The sequence below is a fragment of the Paenibacillus dauci genome, assembly GCF_000971985.1.
In the GTDB taxonomy this organism is placed as follows: domain Bacteria; phylum Bacillota; class Bacilli; order Paenibacillales; family Paenibacillaceae; genus Saccharibacillus; species Saccharibacillus dauci.
This window is the reverse complement of sequence record NZ_KQ040798.1, coordinates 162,317-182,209: the sequence shown is the minus strand read 5'-3', so window position 1 is coordinate 182,209 and position 19,893 is coordinate 162,317. Positions and strand designations below refer to the sequence as shown.

General features: G+C 47.7%; 15 protein-coding genes and 2 tRNA genes. 12 read left to right on the top strand and 5 right to left on the bottom strand.

Features of this window, described 5'->3' with window-relative positions:
• Nucleotides 1-755 precede the first annotated feature (755 nt).
• The 11 genes from WH46_RS00825 to nrdR all read left to right on the top strand — a co-directional run bounded on the left by WH46_RS00825 (nucleotide 756) and on the right by nrdR (nucleotide 13,118).
• Entirely contained in the window at nucleotides 756-1,742 is a 987-nt protein-coding gene (locus WH46_RS00825) for a bile acid:sodium symporter family protein (RefSeq protein WP_017813751.1), read from the top strand.
• Between the two features lie 12 nt (nucleotides 1,743-1,754).
• A complete protein-coding gene (pnpS, locus tag WH46_RS00820; RefSeq protein ID WP_017813752.1) occupies nucleotides 1,755-3,572 on the top strand; it encodes a two-component system histidine kinase PnpS in 1,818 nt (605 codons plus the stop codon).
• Nucleotides 3,573-3,784: 212 nt separating this feature from the next.
• A complete protein-coding gene (locus tag WH46_RS00815; RefSeq protein WP_017813753.1) occupies nucleotides 3,785-4,516 on the top strand; it encodes a response regulator transcription factor in 732 nt (243 codons plus the stop codon).
• Nucleotides 4,517-4,681: 165 nt separating this feature from the next.
• Nucleotides 4,682-5,956 (top strand): methyl-accepting chemotaxis protein, encoded by a 1,275-nt coding sequence (locus tag WH46_RS00810; protein WP_046225383.1) that lies wholly within the window; start codon nucleotides 4,682-4,684, stop codon nucleotides 5,954-5,956.
• Between the two features lie 139 nt (nucleotides 5,957-6,095).
• Complete coding sequence (pstB, locus tag WH46_RS00805; protein WP_017813755.1) at nucleotides 6,096-6,851, top strand: phosphate ABC transporter ATP-binding protein PstB; 756 nt, start codon at nucleotides 6,096-6,098, stop codon at nucleotides 6,849-6,851.
• Between the two features lie 144 nt (nucleotides 6,852-6,995).
• On the top strand, nucleotides 6,996-7,655 hold the full coding sequence (gene phoU, locus WH46_RS00800) for a phosphate signaling complex protein PhoU (protein ID WP_017813756.1): 660 nt from the start codon (nucleotides 6,996-6,998) through the stop codon (nucleotides 7,653-7,655).
• Between the two features lie 154 nt (nucleotides 7,656-7,809).
• On the top strand, nucleotides 7,810-10,494 hold the full coding sequence (polA, locus tag WH46_RS00795; protein ID WP_046225382.1) for a DNA polymerase I: 2,685 nt from the start codon (nucleotides 7,810-7,812) through the stop codon (nucleotides 10,492-10,494).
• A 23-nt stretch (nucleotides 10,495-10,517) separates the two neighbouring features.
• Entirely contained in the window at nucleotides 10,518-11,363 is an 846-nt protein-coding gene (gene mutM / locus WH46_RS00790; RefSeq protein ID WP_046225381.1) for a DNA-formamidopyrimidine glycosylase, read from the top strand.
• Between the two features lie 9 nt (nucleotides 11,364-11,372).
• Entirely contained in the window at nucleotides 11,373-11,969 is a 597-nt protein-coding gene (gene coaE / locus WH46_RS00785) for a dephospho-CoA kinase (protein ID WP_046225380.1), read from the top strand.
• Nucleotides 11,966-12,541, top strand: coding sequence for a lytic transglycosylase domain-containing protein (locus WH46_RS00780; protein WP_046225379.1), 576 nt, complete (start codon nucleotides 11,966-11,968; stop codon nucleotides 12,539-12,541). The genes coaE and WH46_RS00780 overlap by 4 nt, the downstream gene beginning before the upstream one ends.
• Nucleotides 12,542-12,587: 46 nt before the next feature.
• Entirely contained in the window at nucleotides 12,588-13,118 is a 531-nt protein-coding gene (nrdR, locus tag WH46_RS00775; RefSeq protein ID WP_046225378.1) for a transcriptional regulator NrdR, read from the top strand.
• 273 nt (nucleotides 13,119-13,391) lie between these two features.
• Here nrdR and WH46_RS00770 read toward each other — a convergent pair whose 3' ends face one another.
• The 5 genes from WH46_RS00770 to WH46_RS00745 all read right to left on the bottom strand — a co-directional run bounded on the left by WH46_RS00770 (nucleotide 13,392) and on the right by WH46_RS00745 (nucleotide 19,355).
• Nucleotides 13,392-15,500: a serine hydrolase domain-containing protein gene (locus WH46_RS00770; RefSeq protein ID WP_046225377.1), complete on the bottom strand. Its 2,109-nt coding sequence runs from the start codon at nucleotides 15,498-15,500 to the stop codon at nucleotides 13,392-13,394.
• Between the two features lie 202 nt (nucleotides 15,501-15,702).
• A complete protein-coding gene (locus WH46_RS00765) occupies nucleotides 15,703-17,001 on the bottom strand; it encodes an ATP-binding protein (RefSeq protein ID WP_046225376.1) in 1,299 nt (432 codons plus the stop codon).
• 1 nt (nucleotide 17,002) lies between these two features.
• Complete coding sequence (locus tag WH46_RS00760; protein ID WP_046225375.1) at nucleotides 17,003-17,743, bottom strand: LytR/AlgR family response regulator transcription factor; 741 nt, start codon at nucleotides 17,741-17,743, stop codon at nucleotides 17,003-17,005.
• Between the two features lie 230 nt (nucleotides 17,744-17,973).
• Nucleotides 17,974-18,057, bottom strand: a tRNA-Leu gene (locus WH46_RS00755).
• A 323-nt stretch (nucleotides 18,058-18,380) separates the two neighbouring features.
• Nucleotides 18,381-19,355 carry an ABC transporter substrate-binding protein gene (locus WH46_RS00745; protein WP_046225373.1) on the bottom strand — a complete coding sequence of 325 codons (975 nt, stop codon included), beginning with the start codon at nucleotides 19,353-19,355 and terminating at the stop codon, nucleotides 18,381-18,383.
• A 365-nt stretch (nucleotides 19,356-19,720) separates the two neighbouring features.
• On the opposite strand from WH46_RS00745, the gene WH46_RS00740 reads away from it, so the two are divergent.
• Nucleotides 19,721-19,793, top strand: a tRNA-Ala gene (locus WH46_RS00740).
• The last annotated feature ends 100 nt before the right edge of the window (nucleotides 19,794-19,893 follow it).

The window sequence follows — 19,893 nt, the reverse complement described above, 5'->3', positions numbered from 1 at the left end:
CGAGGATCGTCCATGTTTGATGTGGGTGGTTCTCGTCTTTTTTTTCCAGCTGATGTGGTAGCATCATTCACTGCGGAAAGGAATAAGGGTATCTCCTCCGGTTAAGCCTGGAGATTTTGAATAGGATGGAGAAGCAGAGGATCTCCAGGCTTAAATGTCGTTTATTCCCTTATTTCCTTTCCTGCGCTCCATGCGTCGCGCATCATTCGTATAAGCACAATCCGGCGGTATATCGTAGGTCTGTGAAGTGCGAATTTCTGAAGTGTATATATTACATATTGTTTAATATTAGCGGGATCATACAATTAATGAGCACTTAGAGAACCTATAGAGGCTAGGAATAAATACAACATACTCGCAAGGAACTCCTACAACCAACTATATTTTTATTAAGAACTTAGCATTAAGAATGTAGTACTCTGGATAAAATTCGCGAATGACACTGCATGCACGGAACGGAAGAAAGGAAATAAGAGCAAAGGACGACCTTTAAGCCTGGAGATCCTCATTTTCTACAACTATTAAAGAATCTCCAGGCTTAATCGGAGGACGTGCTCTTATTCCTTTCTAGAGTGCTTTATCATCAACCCCCAAGCAATCCAATATCTGCGAAACATAACACAATAACCATTAAACCACTAAAATGCACACGTTAAACTTTTTTTGCTGTCAGTTACCATTTTCACCTTTGCTGCTCGCGTACGTGTGTTATCATGGTACATACAACAATTGTAAAAGGCTGGAGATGAAAAGAAATGAGACAATGGACAGCAGCATTTACCCGTAATTTTGAAAAGTATATGTTCGCGATTATTCCTTGTACATTGCTGCTTGGATTCGTATTATCCGATTATCTGATTGCTTATACCGGCTGGATTCCCTATCTGTTCGCTTATGTGACATTCGTGATGGGAATTGGTTGCGGACGCAAGCATTTACAGGGTGTTTTGCAAAAGCCTGCACCTGTGTTTGTAACACTGCTTTTTGCCCATGTGGCTGCACCACTGCTGGCTTATGGACTGGGTGAGCTAATGTTTGGTCAGGGTTCGCCTTACACGATTGGTCTGGTGCTGTTCACTGCTATTCCGCTGGGCGTATCCTCTGTACTATGGGTGAGTATGTCAACAGGCAATGTAGCTCTTGCCCTGGCGATGGTGATCGTGGATTCGGCGATCAGCCCGTTTGTCGTACCGGGTATTATCGAGTGGTTTTTTGGCGCCAATATCCAGTTTGATACGCTGGGCATGATTCAGGATCTGATGCTGATTATTGTGCTGCCTACGCTGCTTGGTATGATTGTGTACGAAGCCTCCAAGGGAAAGTTCAAGGAATGGTCTGCACCAGTGACACTGCCCGTCTCCAAACTTTGTTTTGCTGGCGTGGTCTTGCTTAATGCGGCTGCAATCGCTCCACAGCTCAGCGCATTGCGCAGCGATCTGCTGCTGGTTGTTCCGGCTGTGTTTATTATTGTGGCACTCTGCTATGGACTCGGTTACGTATGTTCTGGTATACTTCGCGCAAAAGGCAGAGAGTTGCCGGTGACGCTGGCTTATACGTCGGGAATGCGCAATATCTCGGTAGGTATGGTCATAGCTATGTCGTATTTTAGCCCGCAGACGGCTGTACCAGTCGTGCTGGGCATTATGCTTCAGCAACCTATGGCAACGCTTCAATATTCTATATTTATGCGTATTGCCAGCTACCGGAGCAAGCAGAAGCTGCAGGAAAGCAAAACATCGTAAAAGGAGAGAAGCATGAAACCGTTCCGTGTCCGCCTGACCCTGATTATTATGCTGCTGCTGGGAGTGCTTGGTCTGGCAGCTGCCTTTACCATGGGGAAAATCTACAAAGATTCCCATGTGCAGACCCTGGAAGATAATATGCTGCGGGAAATTCGTCTGCTGGAGACTACATTTGATTTTAAAAATGAAGGAACACTTGGTTCGCCTACTCAAGCTGTACTCGATTATTACACGAGCCAGTCAGTGGCGATTGGCAAGCTTACCGATTCCAGAGTGACCTTTATCGAACAAGATGGAACCGTTATCGGGGACTCGCAGAGTGATCCGCGGAGCATGAATAACCACAAGGATCGCGAAGAAATTGTAGCCGCTCAGGCCAACGGGCTCGGCAGCGCGATCCGGTACAGCAATACTTTGCAGGAGAATATGCTGTATGTGGCCGCACCTGTACATAAGCAAGGGCAGTTTGACGGTTATATCCGTTTATCCATGAGTCTGCAAGCGGTAGAGAATGGGGTCCGCAGTGCATGGACTGTCATGGGCATCAGTCTCGCGGTATTATTCCTCGTGGCAGCGCTCGTCAGCTATCGGGTTGCGTCCAGTCTGACCCGGCCACTGGAGCATATTACCCGTGTCGCCAACCGGATCTCACGGCTGGATTATGGAGCCAGAGTGAAGCTGGAACGGCAGGACGAGATCGGCGATCTGGGTAAAGCGATCGATAATATGGCCGACAGTCTGGAGATGCAGCTCAAAGTCATCCGTGACAATGAAGATCTTCTGCAAAGTGTACTCGCCAATATGACCGGCGGTATGGTTATGGTGGAATTCAATGGCAATGTCGCACTGGTGAACCGCTTTGCAGAAGAGATGCTGGGGATTAGTTCCAAGCGAATTATCGGCAAATCGTATCAGGAGTTCAAGCAGCACTATGAGCTGAGCAAGCTGCTCGGTGAGGGGCTGCGCCGCAAGGAACGCATCCATGATGAACAGACCCTGTATAATCCGGAGCCACGATTGATTGAGATTGACGGAGTGCCGATGTTCGAAGACGATGATACGTACCGGGGCATGCTGTTCCTGATCCAGGACGTCTCCAATATCCGTCGTCTGGAGCGGATGCGCAGTGAATTTGTTGCCAATGTCTCCCATGAACTGAAAACGCCGATCGCTGCAGTCAAAGGCTTTGCCGAGACCCTGCTAAGCGGTGGTGTACAGGATGAGCAGACTGCACGTTCATTCCTGCAGATCATTTATGATGAGAGTGAGCGGCTGAATCGATTGATTGGCGATATTCTGGAATTATCCAAAATCGAATCCAAGCGCTCGCCGCTGAATTTCTCACCGATTCATTTGCAGCCCTTTTTTGATACAATTCGGGAAATGCTGAACTCTTCGGCAGCCAAGAAAAATATTACAATGACAATGAATGTACCGGAAGAGTTGTTTATGGAAGCGGACGAGGATCGGCTGCGGCAGATTGCTGTAAATCTGATCTCCAATGCGATCAACTATACGCAGGATGGCGGCAAAGTCACGCTCGATGTCAAAGAGGTGATGTCGCCGGAAGGTGAGGAGCGCATTCAGTTTGATGTGAGCGACACAGGGATGGGCATCCCGCGCAAGGATCTGCCGCGTATCTTTGAACGATTTTATCGGGTGGATAAGGCACGTTCACGCAGTTCAGGCGGCACGGGGCTTGGATTATCGATTGTAAAGCATCTGGTAGAGCTGCATCATGGAATGGTCACGGTAGAGAGCGAAGTGAATATTGGTACTACATTTACCGTGAATCTGCCGCTATTGCAGGAGGATGAAGGAGACTTCTAATCCGGGTCATACGTGACGCAGAAAATACAGCTTCTCATTGATTTTAACATATCTCTGCACATGGTAAACGTAATGAAAATGCAGGCTGGCAGCTGCGGATTTGATTTACCGCTAACTGCTGGCTAATCAAATTCTATATTTTTACACTGTGTTAACAAAATAGTGATATGCTGTTCAAGGTGGATGAAATGTGAACCCATATGGAGGTTATCATGACTAAACGATTGCTGGTCATTGAAGATGAATCAACGCTGTCCCGACTGTTGTCCTACAACCTGACACAGGAAGGATATGAAGTTACAGTAGAAGACCATGGCAGTGCCGGTCTGGAACGAGCTCAGAATGAATCGTTTGAGCTGATTCTGCTGGATTTGATGTTACCGGGAATGTCAGGATTAGATATTTTACGCAAACTGCGCAGCTCCGGCATACGCACGCCTGTCGTTATTTTGACAGCCAAGAATGCGGAGGAAGAAGTCGTCGAAGGTCTCAAAGCCGGCGCCGATGATTATATTACCAAGCCTTTCGGCGTATCCGAGCTGCTGGCACGTGTAGCTGCTGTACTGCGCCGGGCAACCGGTCGTGAAGATCAACCGGTGGAAGAGAATTCCCAGGAAAGCCGTATTGAGTTGGGTGATCTGATGATCTATCCGGACAAATACGAAGTAGCACTCGGTTCCCAGCAGATTACACTGCGTCCCAAAGAATTTGAAGTATTGCTGTATCTGGCACGCAAGCCAGGTGTGGTTATGACGAGGGATGATCTGATGAATGCGGTATGGGGATTTGATTATATCGGCGGTCAGCGTACTGTTGATGTGCATGTGAGTTCTCTTCGCAAAAAGCTCGAATTGGATCCGGAATCGGTACATATCGATTCAATCCGCGGCGTAGGCTACAAACTCGTTGTCCGCAAAAAAGCAGGTGCTCCTCATTCCGGTTAACGGAATGACGGGCATCTTTTTTTGTGCAAAAAGAAGAAGAACCCAAAATCGCAAAGTTTTACTTGGATGATTACATAATCGCGTATTAATCTGCAAATTAAATTTACAATCATGAATTAGTCTGAGAGGAGAAGTGATACTAAAGAACTAAGGGAGACGAGAGGTTTGTCTAATCTATTGCTGGAAAAACCACAAAATGAAGTGAAATCTGGAGATCACCAAACCATAATAAAACAGGCAAGCACAGAGGATGCCGGTACAGAAATAACGGAGATTCGGAAAGAGGAAGAGAAGATAAATCAGTTGCCGGATACTAACGAACTGGATCGCACTTTGAGGGTCAAAAGTCCTGTCCGGCAATCATCTACACCCATAACAAACAGCGATCCTGAACAGACACTGCTGCATTACCGGATGACGATTCCATCGATTACGGCTGATGAGACATGCGGCGTGACCCTGCAGCGGTTTCGCAGGGAAGAGCAGCTGCCCTGTATTGCGGTATGCAGTGAATCAGGAGAACCGATCGGTCTGATTATGAGAGAGCAGTTCTACCGCCGCATGGCGAGCCGATTTGCTACCGAGTTGTATGAAGGACGTCCGACCAGCCAATTTACCCGTCCGGGTATCCTGGTCATGGATATTCATACTGATGCAGCAGCAGCCGTAGATGCGGCTCTGGCGCGGGAGGGCGAAGCTTTTTATGAATGTATGCTGCTCACGGATCGGGGACAGTTGGTCGGAGCGGTCACGATTCGGGATATGATGGAACTGTCCCGTCATTTGCAATCTCTGGCGGAACAACAGCGATTACAGTCGCTTCGGGAGACCTGTGCTTTCGTTATGCAAATCGAGCAGGCAGTGCAGACAGTGACCGGAGCTGCATTGCATACTTCCAGTCAACTGGCAGCAATCAAGAGTCGTACGGTATCCGGGCATAGTGAGCTGCAGGCAGCGAACGAAAGCTTCCGGGAGGCACAACAGCTGGTCAGCCGCCAGCGTCTTCAGGCGGAAGACATGCTCCGACAGACCGTTCAGGCACGTAAAGTGCTGGATGATGTCTCCCAATTGGCTGGACAGAGTACCATGCTGGCACTCAATGCTTCTATCGAAGCGGCGCGTGCTGCTCAGGCTGGCAGCGGATTTGCAGTGGTCGCTGGCGAGATGCGGCATCTGTCCAGCCGAATTACTACACTCTCTGCCGATGTGACGAGGCTGTTGAATCATCTGAATGAGATGATTGGACAATCGGCCGTATACAGCCAGACAACAGAACAGACGATGGAACACAGTATGGCCTCTATTGTCCAGGCGGATCGTCTGTTTATCGAGATGGCCGCAGGTGCGGATGAAGCTTCGCTCCATGCGAATCAGCTGCTGGAGCGAGCCTCAGAGGCAGGTCGTCTGACCACTCTTGTATCGGCTGGATTGCAGAGCTGACAGACGATCGGAAGTTTTACATTCTCTTTACAATACGGGAGCTCTCGGTTTACAAATATCACGTATGATGTATAGATGCCAGTCGGAATCATGACCCGGTTGTGATTGCCAGACAAGAGAATCAAGGGAGTGTGACTCTGTGTCAGACATTATTCGCATTGAAGAATTGAATTTATATTATGAGAAGCATCACGCTCTTAAAAATATCGGACTTACTATTCAGGAAAAGGCAGTAACTGCATTTATCGGGCCGTCAGGCTGCGGTAAATCGACGCTGCTGCGTACATTAAATCGGATGAATGACATGATCCCCGGCACACGGATCGAAGGCAAGGTAGAGATCGCCGGTTCCGACATTTACGGAGATGAAGTGGAGGTGGAGGATCTGCGCCAGCAGGTAGGCATGGTATTCCAGCAGCCCAATCCGTTTCCCAAATCCATTTATGAAAATGTAGCCTATGGACCTCGCCTGCAGGGAATTACCTCCAAATCGCAGCTAAACGAGATTGTGGAACGCAGCTTGCGACAGTCCGCTCTGTGGGAGGAAGTCAAAGACTATCTCAAAAAGTCGGCGCTGAGTCTGTCCGGCGGTCAGCAGCAGCGTCTGTGCATTGCACGTGCGATTGCCAGCCAGCCGGATATTCTGCTGATGGATGAGGCGACTTCTGCCCTTGATCCCATCTCTACTCTCAAAATTGAAGAGTTGACGCAGGATCTCAAAAAAGATTACACCATCGTTATGGTTACCCATAACATGCACCAGGCAGCACGGATCTCCGACCAGACGGCATTTTTCCTGAATGGAGAAGTGGTAGAGTCTACGGATACGACAGAAATGTTCTCAAATCCGACCGATTCCCGCACGGAAGATTATATTTCCGGCCGATTCGGCTAAGGCAGCAGTTCTTCGCTTGTTGAATAGCTGACCGCTCCAAGCCGGTACCGGAAAAGATCAACCTGTCGTCCGGGCGCAGAAACCGACCAACTGTCATAAGCGGTGTAATCTGCATTATTCAACCAGCCTAGAGGAGGATTATGAATGCCTAACCGCAAAGGATTTGATGAAAGTCTCGGTGAGCTCCGGCAACTACTCACTGCTATGGGAGATCATGTGATCGAGGCACTTGAAGACGCGGTAAAGTCATTGCAGACGCTGGATACAGCCAAAGCCAAAGCCGTCGTGGATAATGACTATCGCCTGAATGAAATGGAAGAAAAGATCATGGATATCGGTTCCCGTCTGATTGTGACCCAGCAGCCGGTGGCCAAGGACCTGCGCCGTATTATTGTCGCATTCAAGATCTCCAGCGATCTGGAACGGATGGGCGATCTGGCGCGTGATGTAGCCAAAGTGACCCTGCGTATGCAGGGTTCCAACCTGATTAAACCTCTGGTGGATATCCCGCGCATGTCGGATATCGTTATGCAGATGACCCGGGATTCTATCCAGTCCTATCTGGATGAGAATACGGATCTGGCTCATAAAGTCGGTAACGATGATGACCAGGTCGATCATATGTACAGCGGCATGATTCGCGAATTGCATCAGCATATGATGGAGAATGCGGCTGACGGTCCACAAGTTATGCTGCTTAATCTAACTGGACGTTATATCGAGCGAATCGCTGATCATGCAACCAATATCGGCGAAAGTGTCGTATATCTGGTTACCGGCAGACGTCCTGATCTGAATAACTGACAATTTCATCGCACTACCACAAAAGCACCGGAACTTATCCGGTGCTTTTGTTTTGGAAAAGGGGGCCTTGTGGTATCATAGAATAAGCAATGTTATTACTGAAGAACCTCAAAATACTTACTTGTACATGCACGCTTTGACTATAGGAGGATCTATGGAAAAATTTATGTTAATAGATGGAAATAGTATTATTTACCGCGCTTTTTTTGCGATGCAGCAGCCGATGACCACATCGAGCGGTATGCATACCAATGCGGTGTACGGATTTACCAATATGCTGCTGCGGCTGCTGGAAGAGGAGAAACCGACTCATGTGATGGTCGCTTTTGATGCCGGAAAAATTACGTTCCGTCACAGCAGTTATCAGGACTACAAGGGCGGTCGCCAAAAGACACCGCCCGAGCTATCCGAGCAGTTTCCTTTACTCAAGGATTTGCTGACAGCCTTTGGCATCAGCCACTACCAGTTGGAAGGTTATGAGGCCGACGATATTATCGGTACACTCTCCCTGCAAGCCGAGCAAAAAGGCTGTGAAGTAATCGTCATCAGCGGGGACAAGGATATGCTGCAGCTGGCTTCCGAGCATGTCAAAATCGGTCTGACGCGCAAGGGTGTCAGTGATATTGAAGCCTATGGACCTGCCGAGGTACAAGAGCGCTATGGTCTGACTCCTGCGCAGATTATTGATCTTAAGGGACTCATGGGTGATGCTTCCGATAATATTCCCGGTATTCCGGGTGTAGGCGAGAAGACAGCACTGAAGCTGCTTCATCAATATGGAACAGTCGAAGAAGTGCTTGATCATACGAGTGAGCTCAAAGGCAAAATGAAAGAGAAAATCGAGACCCATGCCGACGATGCACGCATGAGCAAGGAACTGGCGACCATTTTCCGTGAAGTTCCTTTTGATGCGACGTGGGATAGCATGAAGTATGAAGGCATCCAGGCTGCTACTGCTGTATCTGCGCTGCAAAAGCTCGAATTCAAGTCGATTCTGCAGCGATTGGATCTGTCATCTACAGCTCCAGACGCTGTACTGGATCATCTGGATCTGGATGAAGCTGCCGGACAGCAGGCTGAAGAACTGGTAGTAACCGTGATTGGTGAGGGAGAAATGGCCGAGCTGGAAGCTGCACTTCCGCAAATTGATGTGGTGCATATCGAGAGCCGCGGGGAGAACCCGCATCATGCCAGTCTGGTTGGTATTGTACTGTCTGCACCGGATCAATATTTCTTCCTGACGCCTGAAACGCTAAAAAGTGAAGCGGCGGCTCCGATTCGCAGCTGGCTGGCGGATGAATCGATTCCAAAGGATGGTCATGATCTGCATCGCGCCGATCTGGTGCTGTTCTGGGACGATATTCCTTTTGCCGGTGCACGGTTTGATATTCAGATTGCTGCCTATCTGCTGGACCCGACCGATTCGGGTCAGAGCCTGAGCGTACTCGCTGGCCGCAGCGGACTGCCGCAGCTGCCGGAAGATGAGGCAATATTCGGCAAGGGTGCACGCTACAAGGTACCGGAAGCAGACGTACTCAGCCTGCATCTCGCCCGCAAAACAGCGACGATTCGTCAGCTGGTACCGCTGCAGCGTGAACAGCTGGAGCAAAATGAGATGACCAGTCTGTTCGTGGATCTGGAGATGCCATTATCACGCATTCTGGCGGATATGGAAAAGCAGGGTGTTGCTGTAAATGCAGATGAACTGCGTGCACTTGGCAAGGAGTTCGAAGGTCAGATTAATAAGCTGGTTACACAAATCTATGAACTGGCGGGCACCGAGTTCAATCTGAATTCACCCAAACAGCTTGGTGATATTTTATTCGAGCGGCTTGGATTACCGGTGGACAAGAAGACCAAGACCGGATATTCCACCAGTGCGGATGTACTGGAGAAGCTGGCACCTTATCATGAAATTGTGCAGCTGATTTTGAATTACCGTCAGCTTGCCAAGCTGCAATCTACTTATGTGGAAGGACTGCTCAAAGAGATCCATCCCAAATCCGGCAAAGTGCATACGTACTTCCGCCAGACGATTACTGCCACCGGACGCTTGTCCAGCCAGTTCCCGAATCTGCAAAATATTCCGATTCGTCTGGAAGAAGGACGCAAGCTGCGCAAAGTATTTGTACCCTCCGAGCAGGGCTGGTCGATGCTGGCGGCAGACTATTCGCAAATCGAGCTGCGTGTACTCGCCCATATTTCCGATGACCCAAGACTCAAAGAAGCCTTCCTGCATGATATGGATATCCATACCAAAACGGCGATGGATGTATTCGGAGTAGACCATGAACAAGTCGACAGCAATATGCGCCGCTCTGCCAAAGCTGTCAATTTTGGAATTGTATATGGTATCAGTGACTATGGATTGTCCCAGAACCTGAATATTACGCGTAAGGAAGCATCGGAATTTATCGCCCAGTATTTTGAAGTATTCCAGGGTGTACGCCGCTATATGGATGATATCGTGGATGAAGCCAAGAAGAACGGCTATGTGAAAACGATGCTGGAACGTCGCCGGTATTTGCCGGAGATTCGTTCATCGAATTTTAATCTGCGTTCTTTTGCCGAGCGTACAGCGATGAATACGCCCATTCAGGGAACCGCAGCAGATATTATCAAACTGGCGATGGTGCATATGGACAAGGCGCTCAAAGATCGGAAGCTTACCAGCCGTATGCTGCTGCAGGTACATGATGAATTGGTATTCGAAGTACCTGCCGATGAAATGGAAGAAATGAAAACACTGGTACCACAGGTGATGAAGGAAGCCCTGCAGTTGGCCGTTCCGCTCAAAGCGGATGTGAGCTATGGCTCCAACTGGTACGAAGCGAAATAGTATATAAAGGATAGGTGAATCATATGCCGGAATTGCCGGAAGTAGAAACAGTCAGACGCACTCTTAACACCCTGGTCACCGGCAAACAAATTGAACGGGTTACCGTATCGCTGCCACGCATTATCCAGCGCCCGGATGACCCACAGCAGTTTGCACTGGAACTGCAGGGACATACCATAGAAACCGTAGAACGGCGCGGCAAATTTTTGCGAATTGTTATGGACGGACTTGTCATGGTATCCCATTTGCGGATGGAAGGACGCTATGGTGTATATGAACAGAATGAACCGGTGGAAAAACATACCCATGTCATTTTCCATTTTACTGATGGTACAGAACTGAGATACAAGGATGTACGCCAATTTGGAACCATGCATCTGTTCAAAACAGGTGAAGATCTGGAATCCAAACCGCTGATGCAGCTCGGCCAGGAGCCACTAGATCCGGAATTTACAACAGAGCAATTTATCCGGGTAATCGGCAAGCGCAAGACGATGATCAAGCCGGTACTGCTTAATCAGGCGTACGTGGTAGGAATCGGAAATATCTATGTGGACGAGGCCTTATTCCGTGCCGGTATCCATCCCGAGCGAATCGCCGGCGATCTGAGCGAAGAGCAGCTGATTCGTCTGCATGAAGCTATTGTCTCGACATTGACCGATGCTGTAGCAGCAGGTGGATCATCCATCAAATCCTATGTGAATGGCCAGGGTGAAATGGGCATGTTCCAGCATAGTCTGCGCATCTATGGACGCAAAGCACAGCCCTGCTATGAATGCGGGACGTTGATTGAGAAGACGGTAGTAGGCGGCAGGGGTACACACTTCTGTCCGGTCTGCCAGCCTCTTCCGATACGACAGAAACATTGAGGTGACAGCATGAATATTGGATTAACCGGAGGAATCGCTACGGGGAAAAGTACAGTCTCCGCCTGGCTGGTACAGCATGGAGCTGCACTGGTCGATGCGGATCTGATCGCACGGGAAATCATGATGCCTGGTCACCCGGTACTGCAGCAGGTCAGAGAGCGCTTTGGAGCACATATGCTGAATGTGGACGGTACACTGAACCGTAAGCAGCTGGGCGAGCATATTTTCACTCATCCCGAGGAACGACAGGCGCTGGAAGGCATTACGCATCCGGCGATCCGTGCTCTGATTCACAGCCGTGTAGCTGAGCTGGAAGCAGCCGATCCGCAGCGGTTGGTCATTGCGGATATTCCTTTGCTGCTTGAAGCAAAGGATGCTTACCAGTTCGACGAAATTATGGTCGTATATGTACCACGTGAGGTACAGCTGCAGCGGCTGATGCAGAGGGATGGATTAACAGCGGAGCAGGCAGAGAAACGGCTTGCTGCACAGATGGATATCGAGGAGAAAAAACGGATAGCGGATATTGTGATCGATAACAGCGGTACACTGGAACAGACACAGCAGCAGCTGCAGCAATTCTGGGTGAATAGAGGCCTGTCATGAACCACCTCAAACATCAACTGATCCGTAAACGGATTCTGCTGCCGCTGTTTTTGGTTGTATTGGTATTGGTATTGTTCAATACCCGCTGGCTGGCATGGATCTATCCGATCGAATACAAGAATGAAATTCGTGCCCATGCTTCGGCATATCAGGTCGATCCATTTCTGATTGCTTCCATTATCCGGGTAGAGACGAATTTCCAGCCTAGTAAGGAATCCAAAAAAGGTGCTCTTGGCGTCATGCAGCTGATGCCGGATACGGCTCAGTGGGTGATGGACAAAGCACATCTGAACAATGTATCCATGGATACGGTCAAACATGATGTCGATCCGAATATCGAGATTGGTACCTGGTATCTGGGCAATCTGATGCAGCAGTTCGGTGGCAATGAGATTGCGGTGATCGCAGCCTATAATGCTGGCCCGAGTAAAGTGAAAAGCTGGATCAGCAGCGGCCAGTGGGATGGTACATTGGAGCATGCCAAGGACATTCCCTATGGCGAGACAAGACATTATGTGCAACGTGTATTATATTATTATAAGCAATATACCAAATTATATGACGCCTTCTGAATAGATGGAATAAACGGCATAGAGGGAAAGGAAGGTGACACTGGAAATGAAATGTCCTTATTGTGGTCATAACGGAACAAAAGTGCTGGATTCCCGTCCAGCCAATGATAACAAGTCGATCCGTCGCAGGCGGGAATGCGAGAGCTGTAGCCGCCGCTTTACCACATTCGAGATGGTGGAGGTTACTCCGCTTATCGTCATCAAAAAAGACGGCAGTCGTGAAGAGTTCAGCAGGGACAAATTGCTGCGCGGTCTGATTCGTGCCTGTGAGAAACGCCCGGTATCGGTTGACCAGCTGGACGCGATTGTATCAGAGGTTGAGAAGAGTCTGTATGCAACAGCCCTGGCCGAGGTAGAAAGTCGTGCTGTAGGGGAACTGGTGATGGAACAGCTGTATCCTGTTGATGAAGTGGCTTATGTGCGCTTTGCCTCAGTATACCGTCAGTTCAAGGATATCAGCATGTTCATGAAAGAGCTGGAAGGACTGCTGAATGACGATTCCAAACAGGACAAAAAGCATTCGATCAAGCAGGAATCTATTCTGTCACAGCATGATCGCGAACGCGAAGATCAGTAATTTGGACATACGGTTTGCCGTATCGAAAAAACAGTAAAAGAAAGCATCACCGCTTGGAGTCTCCAGCAAGGGAGACAGGAAGCAGTGATGCTTTTTTGTATAAGGTCAGAATAAAACCGCATTTCTGCTGCATACATCTGGGGAAGGAGAGCGGCAGAAATACGGTTTATTTAGTTAAAGCAGGATTCCGATTACAGACGTTATCGAGCCTTTATTTCTATGGAACGGTAAAGCATGATTTCTGCATCAATCTGTTCCAGACGTACCAATGATTTAGCGGTTCAGCGATAGCTTGAAGTGGTCTCCTGCTTTGCCGCCGAATACGATCATACCGCTTTGTGGCAGTTTAGTGCTGTGGCCACCGTTAACGATAGAAGAATACGTGATTTGTCCTTTGTCATCATAGACGACAAAACCTGCACCTTTCGGAAGAGTTACATTTATTTTCTGTCCAGCCGTTTTTTTGCCCAACTTCATCCATGTAGCATGATGATCTGCCGGGATTTTCAGGGAAGAGGACGCTGAGAGAGTAGATAAGCCATCTTCACTAATAAAGGATTGTCCGTTGATCTGCAGATATTCTGTTTTGCCCTGACGGGAGAAATTCAGATCAAATGTATCACGTCCGGACATAACCGGAATCTGCATAATATTCACACTCTTGTTTGCATCTACAATTTTCGTACCCAGTGCATAACCCAGTTGAGTGTCTGCCTGGATCGTTTTGCTGATTTCTGTCGGAATCAGGTAGAATGCCGAGTTGATTTTTTCGTCAATATTATAATAGCTTTTGCCATTACGCTGCTGCCATGTCTTTTTGACAGCAGAAGGGAGAGACTGTTTGTCCAGCTTTTGTCCGACATACAGAGCCATCTGGGATTGCTCCAGCTCAGGTATATTGAGATATGCATTCAGCTTCAGATACGTGCGGCCATTTTTCTGGCGTTCAAAGCTGGCGAGAGCAGAGCCATCTTCACTACGGAATTTGCCTTTACCTGCATAGATATACTGCTGTGCCGGAATCATGCCGGACATCTGTGTAGCTAGTTTGAATTTGCCATTACGGATATTAACGTCAAATGTCTCACCGACGACGCCATAGGTGCCGTTATACTTTTTCATATCAGCTGGCATAGCGACTTTAGCAGCTGCCGGGAACTGCTGATCTGGCAGAATACGTTTAATTGTGCCTTTATCTTTCAATACGCGCAGCATCACTTCACTAGCTACCGCTTCATTGTACATGGAGGAACCGCCGGACGTTAATACAGCCATACTGAGCCGCTGCTCCGGTACACTGATCAGACTGGCATGATACATAAGTGTATCGCCGCCTTTGGATACAGCTTTTAATCCGTAACGGTCAAATGGAGACAGCTGTACAGAATCCCAACCCAGTCCGTAGTTGAAAATATTGCTTGTCTCGGATACCCACATGCCGCTGCGGTATTCGGGACGGGTCATTGCATTGGTCGAAGCAGTGGACAGCAGATCCGGACGGTGTCCGGTAAGTACTTCGGCAAATTTGACTACATCTTCTGCGGTAGAGTAGACGCCGCCGGTACCGATAATATTGGTATTTTCTACCGGCAAAGCCTTGTCGGTCAAGGTAGGGAAATACGTTTTCACCAGACGACTCCGGTCAAACTGATCCAGCGGTGTCAGTGTCGACTTCAGCTGCAGCGGCTTGGTGATCCGCTCCTGGATAAACTGCGGATAGCTTTTGCCACTTACTTTGGCGACCATGAGTTCAAGCAGCTGGAAGCTGTCATTGGAATACACAGAGAAGGCACCCGGATCAGCTTTCAAAGTTTCATTTTGCAGCGCAGGCAGTAGATTGTCGCGATTGAATGTATTATTGTCATTGAACAGGATAGAGTTGCCATAGTGACTGCCATACAGTCCGGAAGAGTGATTCATCAGAATACGCGGTGTAATCTGTTTGTATCGTTCATCCTTCATTTTGAATTCAGGCAAATAGTCGGTCAGCGGACGATCAATATCGATTTTGCCTTCATCGGCCAGCATCATTGTTGCCGCTGTTACATACATTTTGCTTGTAGAACCGATACCGAACATATCATTTTTACCAATCTTGCTGTTGCCTTTGCGACCCGATGTTCCTGCACTGCCGGAGAGAACAATTTTGCCATGATCCATTACGGCATACTGCACCCCGGTCACGCCGTATTTGTCCAACAACACTTGGGCCAGCTGTTGAGCCCGGGAGGAAGTAGCGGCAGTTACAGTCTGCGGCTTGGCAGCAGCTGCTGTTTGGGTTTTGGTTTGTTCAGCAGCAGAGATACTGCCGGTTGGCAGTAAGGCCGAAGTAACGATCACGATACTCAGCAGACATTTGCTGACTTTGTTCATTGTATTCATTCTATTCAGTCCTTTCGATAGGTAGTCAGATGTCATCTCATCTGTACACAACTGAAGCATACCGCAGATTGGAATCAATAGACCGAAAATGGGCTGAAACGAATATCTTTATCCCTGAATAGCAAAAATGAACCGGCATCATCGCCAGTTCATTAAAAGGTACAGCTTATTATTGATCTGTCCATCTCTATCCTTATTGGAATCATTCTTCATAAAAGGGTAGTACAACCATATTTTCAACCCGATTATTGTGATTCTCGATCGTCATATGACCTCCATATTTCTCGCATAGACGGGAGATGTTAGTCAGTCCTAATCCATGATAACCATCACCTGGCTTGTTGCTGCTCCAGTCCGTATTCGGTGTACTGGAGTGATTGATAATGTGGATATACAACGTAGATTCATTGGAATGAATCTGGATAGAGATATATCGGTCGTCTGCCAATCGGATGTGCTTGCTCGCTTCGATCGCATTATCCAGCAGATTGCCGAGTACGACGCACAGATCATAGCGTTCGATGCGTACAGTCGGCGAGTGCAGACGCAGCCGGGTATCGATCCGTATGCCATTGGATTGTCCAATACTGAGCGTATTGCTAACAAGAGCATCAATTACCAGATTGCCGGTATTAACGCGATGGTACGCCTGATCAACCCGGTTCAGCGTCGTCTGAATATGCTCGATCGCCGCTTCCGGCTCCTGGCGACGTATACATTCTTCGATATAAAGCAGATGCTGGTTCGTATCGTGAATAACACGCTTAATATCCTTGAACGTATGCACCGTTTTCTCATAATTGGCATCCTGATAATCCATCTGCTGCTGCAAATAAACATTCTGATTGAGCAGCCGGAACCGCTCCATCAGCATATCGAACATATAAATAACAAATACATTCAGAAACAACAGCCCCAGTACGGACACTACATAATAGCTATTTTTCTGACTGTAGGCAAACAGCACATTGATCTGCCAGATCGAGATCAGCGGTACAATCAGAAATAGCAAATAATAGCGCGGCTGCAACACGATGCTGCGCCGCCGACTGATCAGCCGAATCAGCTGGGAGACCATTAGCATCACCAGGAAACTGAATAGCAGCAGTTTGATTGAGCGATTGTAATGAGTTTGCATCAGCTCATAAGGCGTTTCGATCGAATAATTGACCCCACCAAAAAAAAGATAGACACCCATGGAATTGATTATGGTCTGCAGGACTACATAGATAAAAGTAAACACGATTATCGTACCCAGCTGCACTTTGTAGGATAGTGCCATACAGAGAATCATTACTATAGCCAGAATTGAAGAGAGGGTCGACGGCATATTTACCAGATAATACACAAGGTGCAAAATAACAAATCCGATAATATATCCATATCGATTCGATCGACGGTTCACTTTGCCCAGTACGGCATCAAAGTAAAACTGACCCAAAAACAACGTAGGAATGATAAATAGCAAAACGAGCAGCATATAGCTTATATTCGTCGGCATCTCAGTTCAGCTCCTTAATCATAAAGCGTGTACAGGCGTCCTTGACTTCCTTTACCCGGGAGCGCCCGATTGGCAGCTCCAGTCCATTGGACATCAGTACCTGATTGCCGGCGAACTTTTTGGCATGACGCATATTGATAATAACAGAGCGGTGAATTTGCAGAAAATTTTGTTCCTTGAGAGCAGAGGCGTAAGTAGCCAGCACGCCTTTGCTCTCATAGGTATCCTGAGCAGTAATGAAATGCAGTTTGTTTTTGAAAGTCAGACTTTTGACAGCTTCAATCGCGATTAGTTCATCATGCTTGATAACCAGTTCATCATAGCGGGATTTGATCACGAGCAATTTGTGCTCCTGAGACTCCCAGTAGCGATAAAGAGACAGAATTACTTCATCAAATCGCTCAGGCTGCACAGGCTTGATCAGATATTGAAACGTCATCACATCAAAGCTGTCGACCATATATTCTGGATAGCTGGTGAGGAATATAATCTGTTCATCCATATGCTGCCATTCTCGCAGCTTGCGCGCCGTTTCGATCCCACTGCGACCAGGCATCTCTACATCCAGAATCCAGGCATGAAAAGAAGGCTGTGCCTGTTCGTAATGCTGCAGCAGCAGTTCCCCGGAAGCAAATTCCTCAATGACAAATTCAACACCTGTACGAACCGACAGCGTAGTCAGTAGCTGATGAACCTGCTCGCGCTGTTGATCGGAATCATCGCAAATCGCTACTCTATACATAATAGACACCTCCGTTCCGGTATGACTGCTCCAGCTCCAGTGTAGCATGGGAGAGAGCAGCAAGCTGCCGATATTGCCGAAAAGCAAAAATCAATCCCTGAACAGCAGCACCAGGAGATACAGGTATCCTCTATGAATGCAGGGGATATACAAAATCAAAATCATATTTCAATAAAAGCATCAAAAAAAGCCTGCTTCACCGAAGTGAAACAGACTTGATAGATAAGGTATGCGGTCGAGAGGACTCGAACCTCCACGGGGGTAAGCCCACACGGACCTGAACCGTGCGCGTCTGCCAATTCCGCCACGACCGCAAAAAAATATGTAACTTCCTGATCCTCATGTTGTGTGTTCTAAGATGTCAGACAGGAAGTGGTGAACGAATCACCGTAATTAAGAGTATACGCTTTTTGGAAAGGGGATGCAAGCATTTTTTGAAAATAATATATGCTGATTGGATAGGTTATACTACTGACGCTTTAAAGATTATCCAGTGGCGCTACAAAAGCTTTCTGAAAGAAACAATGGAGCAGACTGTAATCACCTGAAAAAAATAAGGACGCAAGGAGATCCGGAATACAAACCGGTATACAGCAGATCTCATTTTGCGCCCTTGATTTTCTTGCATGTATTACAGTTACTTGTCGGATAATTGCTTCACCATCGTGTCGATCGCATACGATTTGGCGAGCGGCGTATCATTGAAGAAGCTACTGTCTACAATATAGACATGTTCTGACTGAACGGCAGTCAGCTGATTCCAGATCGCACCCTCAGGAGAAGCGGTCATGCGCTTGTTCAGTGCCGCTATCGTATCATCTTCTATACCGGTGGAGATCAACAGATAATCCGGATTCATCGTTTGCAGCTGCTGCAGCGTAACCGGAGAGGATTCGCTGTCAGTCGTCATACCCTGTGGTGTTTTGAGTGCCAGATCCTGATACAGCACTTCACCTACACTGTCTTTGACATTATTGTGCAGATTCAGCTGATTATCCTGCATACTCAGCGCAGCGATGGTAGAAGTCCCGATAATAGGTGCCAGTTTGCTTTTGGCTCCGTTGAATTTTTGTTGGTACGCATTCATAAACTGCTTGGCTGCTGTATCATGGTCCAGGAAAGTGCTGTACATGTACAGCTCGTTACGCCAGTCCAGCGCCGGATCGATATAGGCGGTAGGAGCGATTTTGGTAAGTGCATCGTAAGTGGCACGGTCGCCGTTATTGGTAATGATCAGATCCGGTTTCTCGGCAGCGAGAGCATTAAGATCCAGCTCGCCGTTCTGACCTTCAATTACAGTCAGTTTGTCACGCTGCTCCTCACTGGTGTAGGGAGGAAATACATAGTTGCCCGCTGCAGGCTTCGGTGCCAGCGAGATGTCTGCGCCAATTGCATTCATGTAGTCCATCGCGTACTGGCTAGTGACTGCGATACGTTTGGCAGAGATCGGTACATTAACCTTACCGTATGAATCTCTGACCGGCATTTCCTTAATACCGTTCGGGTTAAAAATATCTGCCCGCGTCTCTTTGGGTTGTCCACAGGCTGTCAACAAAACGAGGATCAGGGATAGTACCAGTCCTGCTCTGATATAAGCTGTTGAATATTTCAAAATCATCCGCCTCTTTTCCGAGTATGCTTGGATATTGGAATGGTGATGGTGGCAGGTCGGCAATCTACCTGTTATTATAAAATACCCAATAACTTTATTATACCAATAGCATAGGAACGAAAGTCAACGCACTGACACAACTGTCACCGGCTTGTCACAGAGTGTAGACACAGATGTGAAAATACCCGTTGAATGACTTGAAATTCAAATCAGAAGCCTGGTAAATCTCTGTTTATATTCAAGCAAGTAGACAAGCTCCTATAGATAGAAAGTACAAATAGAAACGAGAAAATCTCCGATAAAAATGTTGACTGTTTTGCTAATTCATGATACATTAAAAAAGTTGTTGAACAATTACATATTATGGGGCCTTAGCTCAGCTGGGAGAGCGCATCGCTGGCAGCGATGAGGTCAGGGGTTCGATCCCCCTAGGCTCCATTATCAAAAAGTCCGTCAAACACAAGTGTTATTAAGTGTTTGGCGGACTTTTTTGTTCAGGTGGGAAGAGGTGAATCCAAATAAGCTTTTGCATGTAATT

Coding starts and splice junctions, on each gene's coding strand:
- pnpS (WP_017813752.1), top strand. CDS start 1,755: ATGAAACCGTTCCGTGTCCGCCTGACCCTGATTATTATGCTGCTGCTG.
- WH46_RS00760 (WP_046225375.1), bottom strand. CDS start 17,743: ATGTATAGAGTAGCGATTTGCGATGATTCCGATCAACAGCGCGAGCAG.
- WH46_RS00815 (WP_017813753.1), top strand. CDS start 3,785: ATGACTAAACGATTGCTGGTCATTGAAGATGAATCAACGCTGTCCCGA.
- polA (WP_046225382.1), top strand. CDS start 7,810: ATGGAAAAATTTATGTTAATAGATGGAAATAGTATTATTTACCGCGCT.
- nrdR (WP_046225378.1), top strand. CDS start 12,588: ATGAAATGTCCTTATTGTGGTCATAACGGAACAAAAGTGCTGGATTCC.
- WH46_RS00825 (WP_017813751.1), top strand. CDS start 756: ATGAGACAATGGACAGCAGCATTTACCCGTAATTTTGAAAAGTATATG.
- coaE (WP_046225380.1), top strand. CDS start 11,373: ATGAATATTGGATTAACCGGAGGAATCGCTACGGGGAAAAGTACAGTC.
- WH46_RS00780 (WP_046225379.1), top strand. CDS start 11,966: ATGAACCACCTCAAACATCAACTGATCCGTAAACGGATTCTGCTGCCG.
- WH46_RS00770 (WP_046225377.1), bottom strand. CDS start 15,500: ATGAATACAATGAACAAAGTCAGCAAATGTCTGCTGAGTATCGTGATC.
- phoU (WP_017813756.1), top strand. CDS start 6,996: ATGCCTAACCGCAAAGGATTTGATGAAAGTCTCGGTGAGCTCCGGCAA.
- mutM (WP_046225381.1), top strand. CDS start 10,518: ATGCCGGAATTGCCGGAAGTAGAAACAGTCAGACGCACTCTTAACACC.
- WH46_RS00765 (WP_046225376.1), bottom strand. CDS start 17,001: ATGCCGACGAATATAAGCTATATGCTGCTCGTTTTGCTATTTATCATT.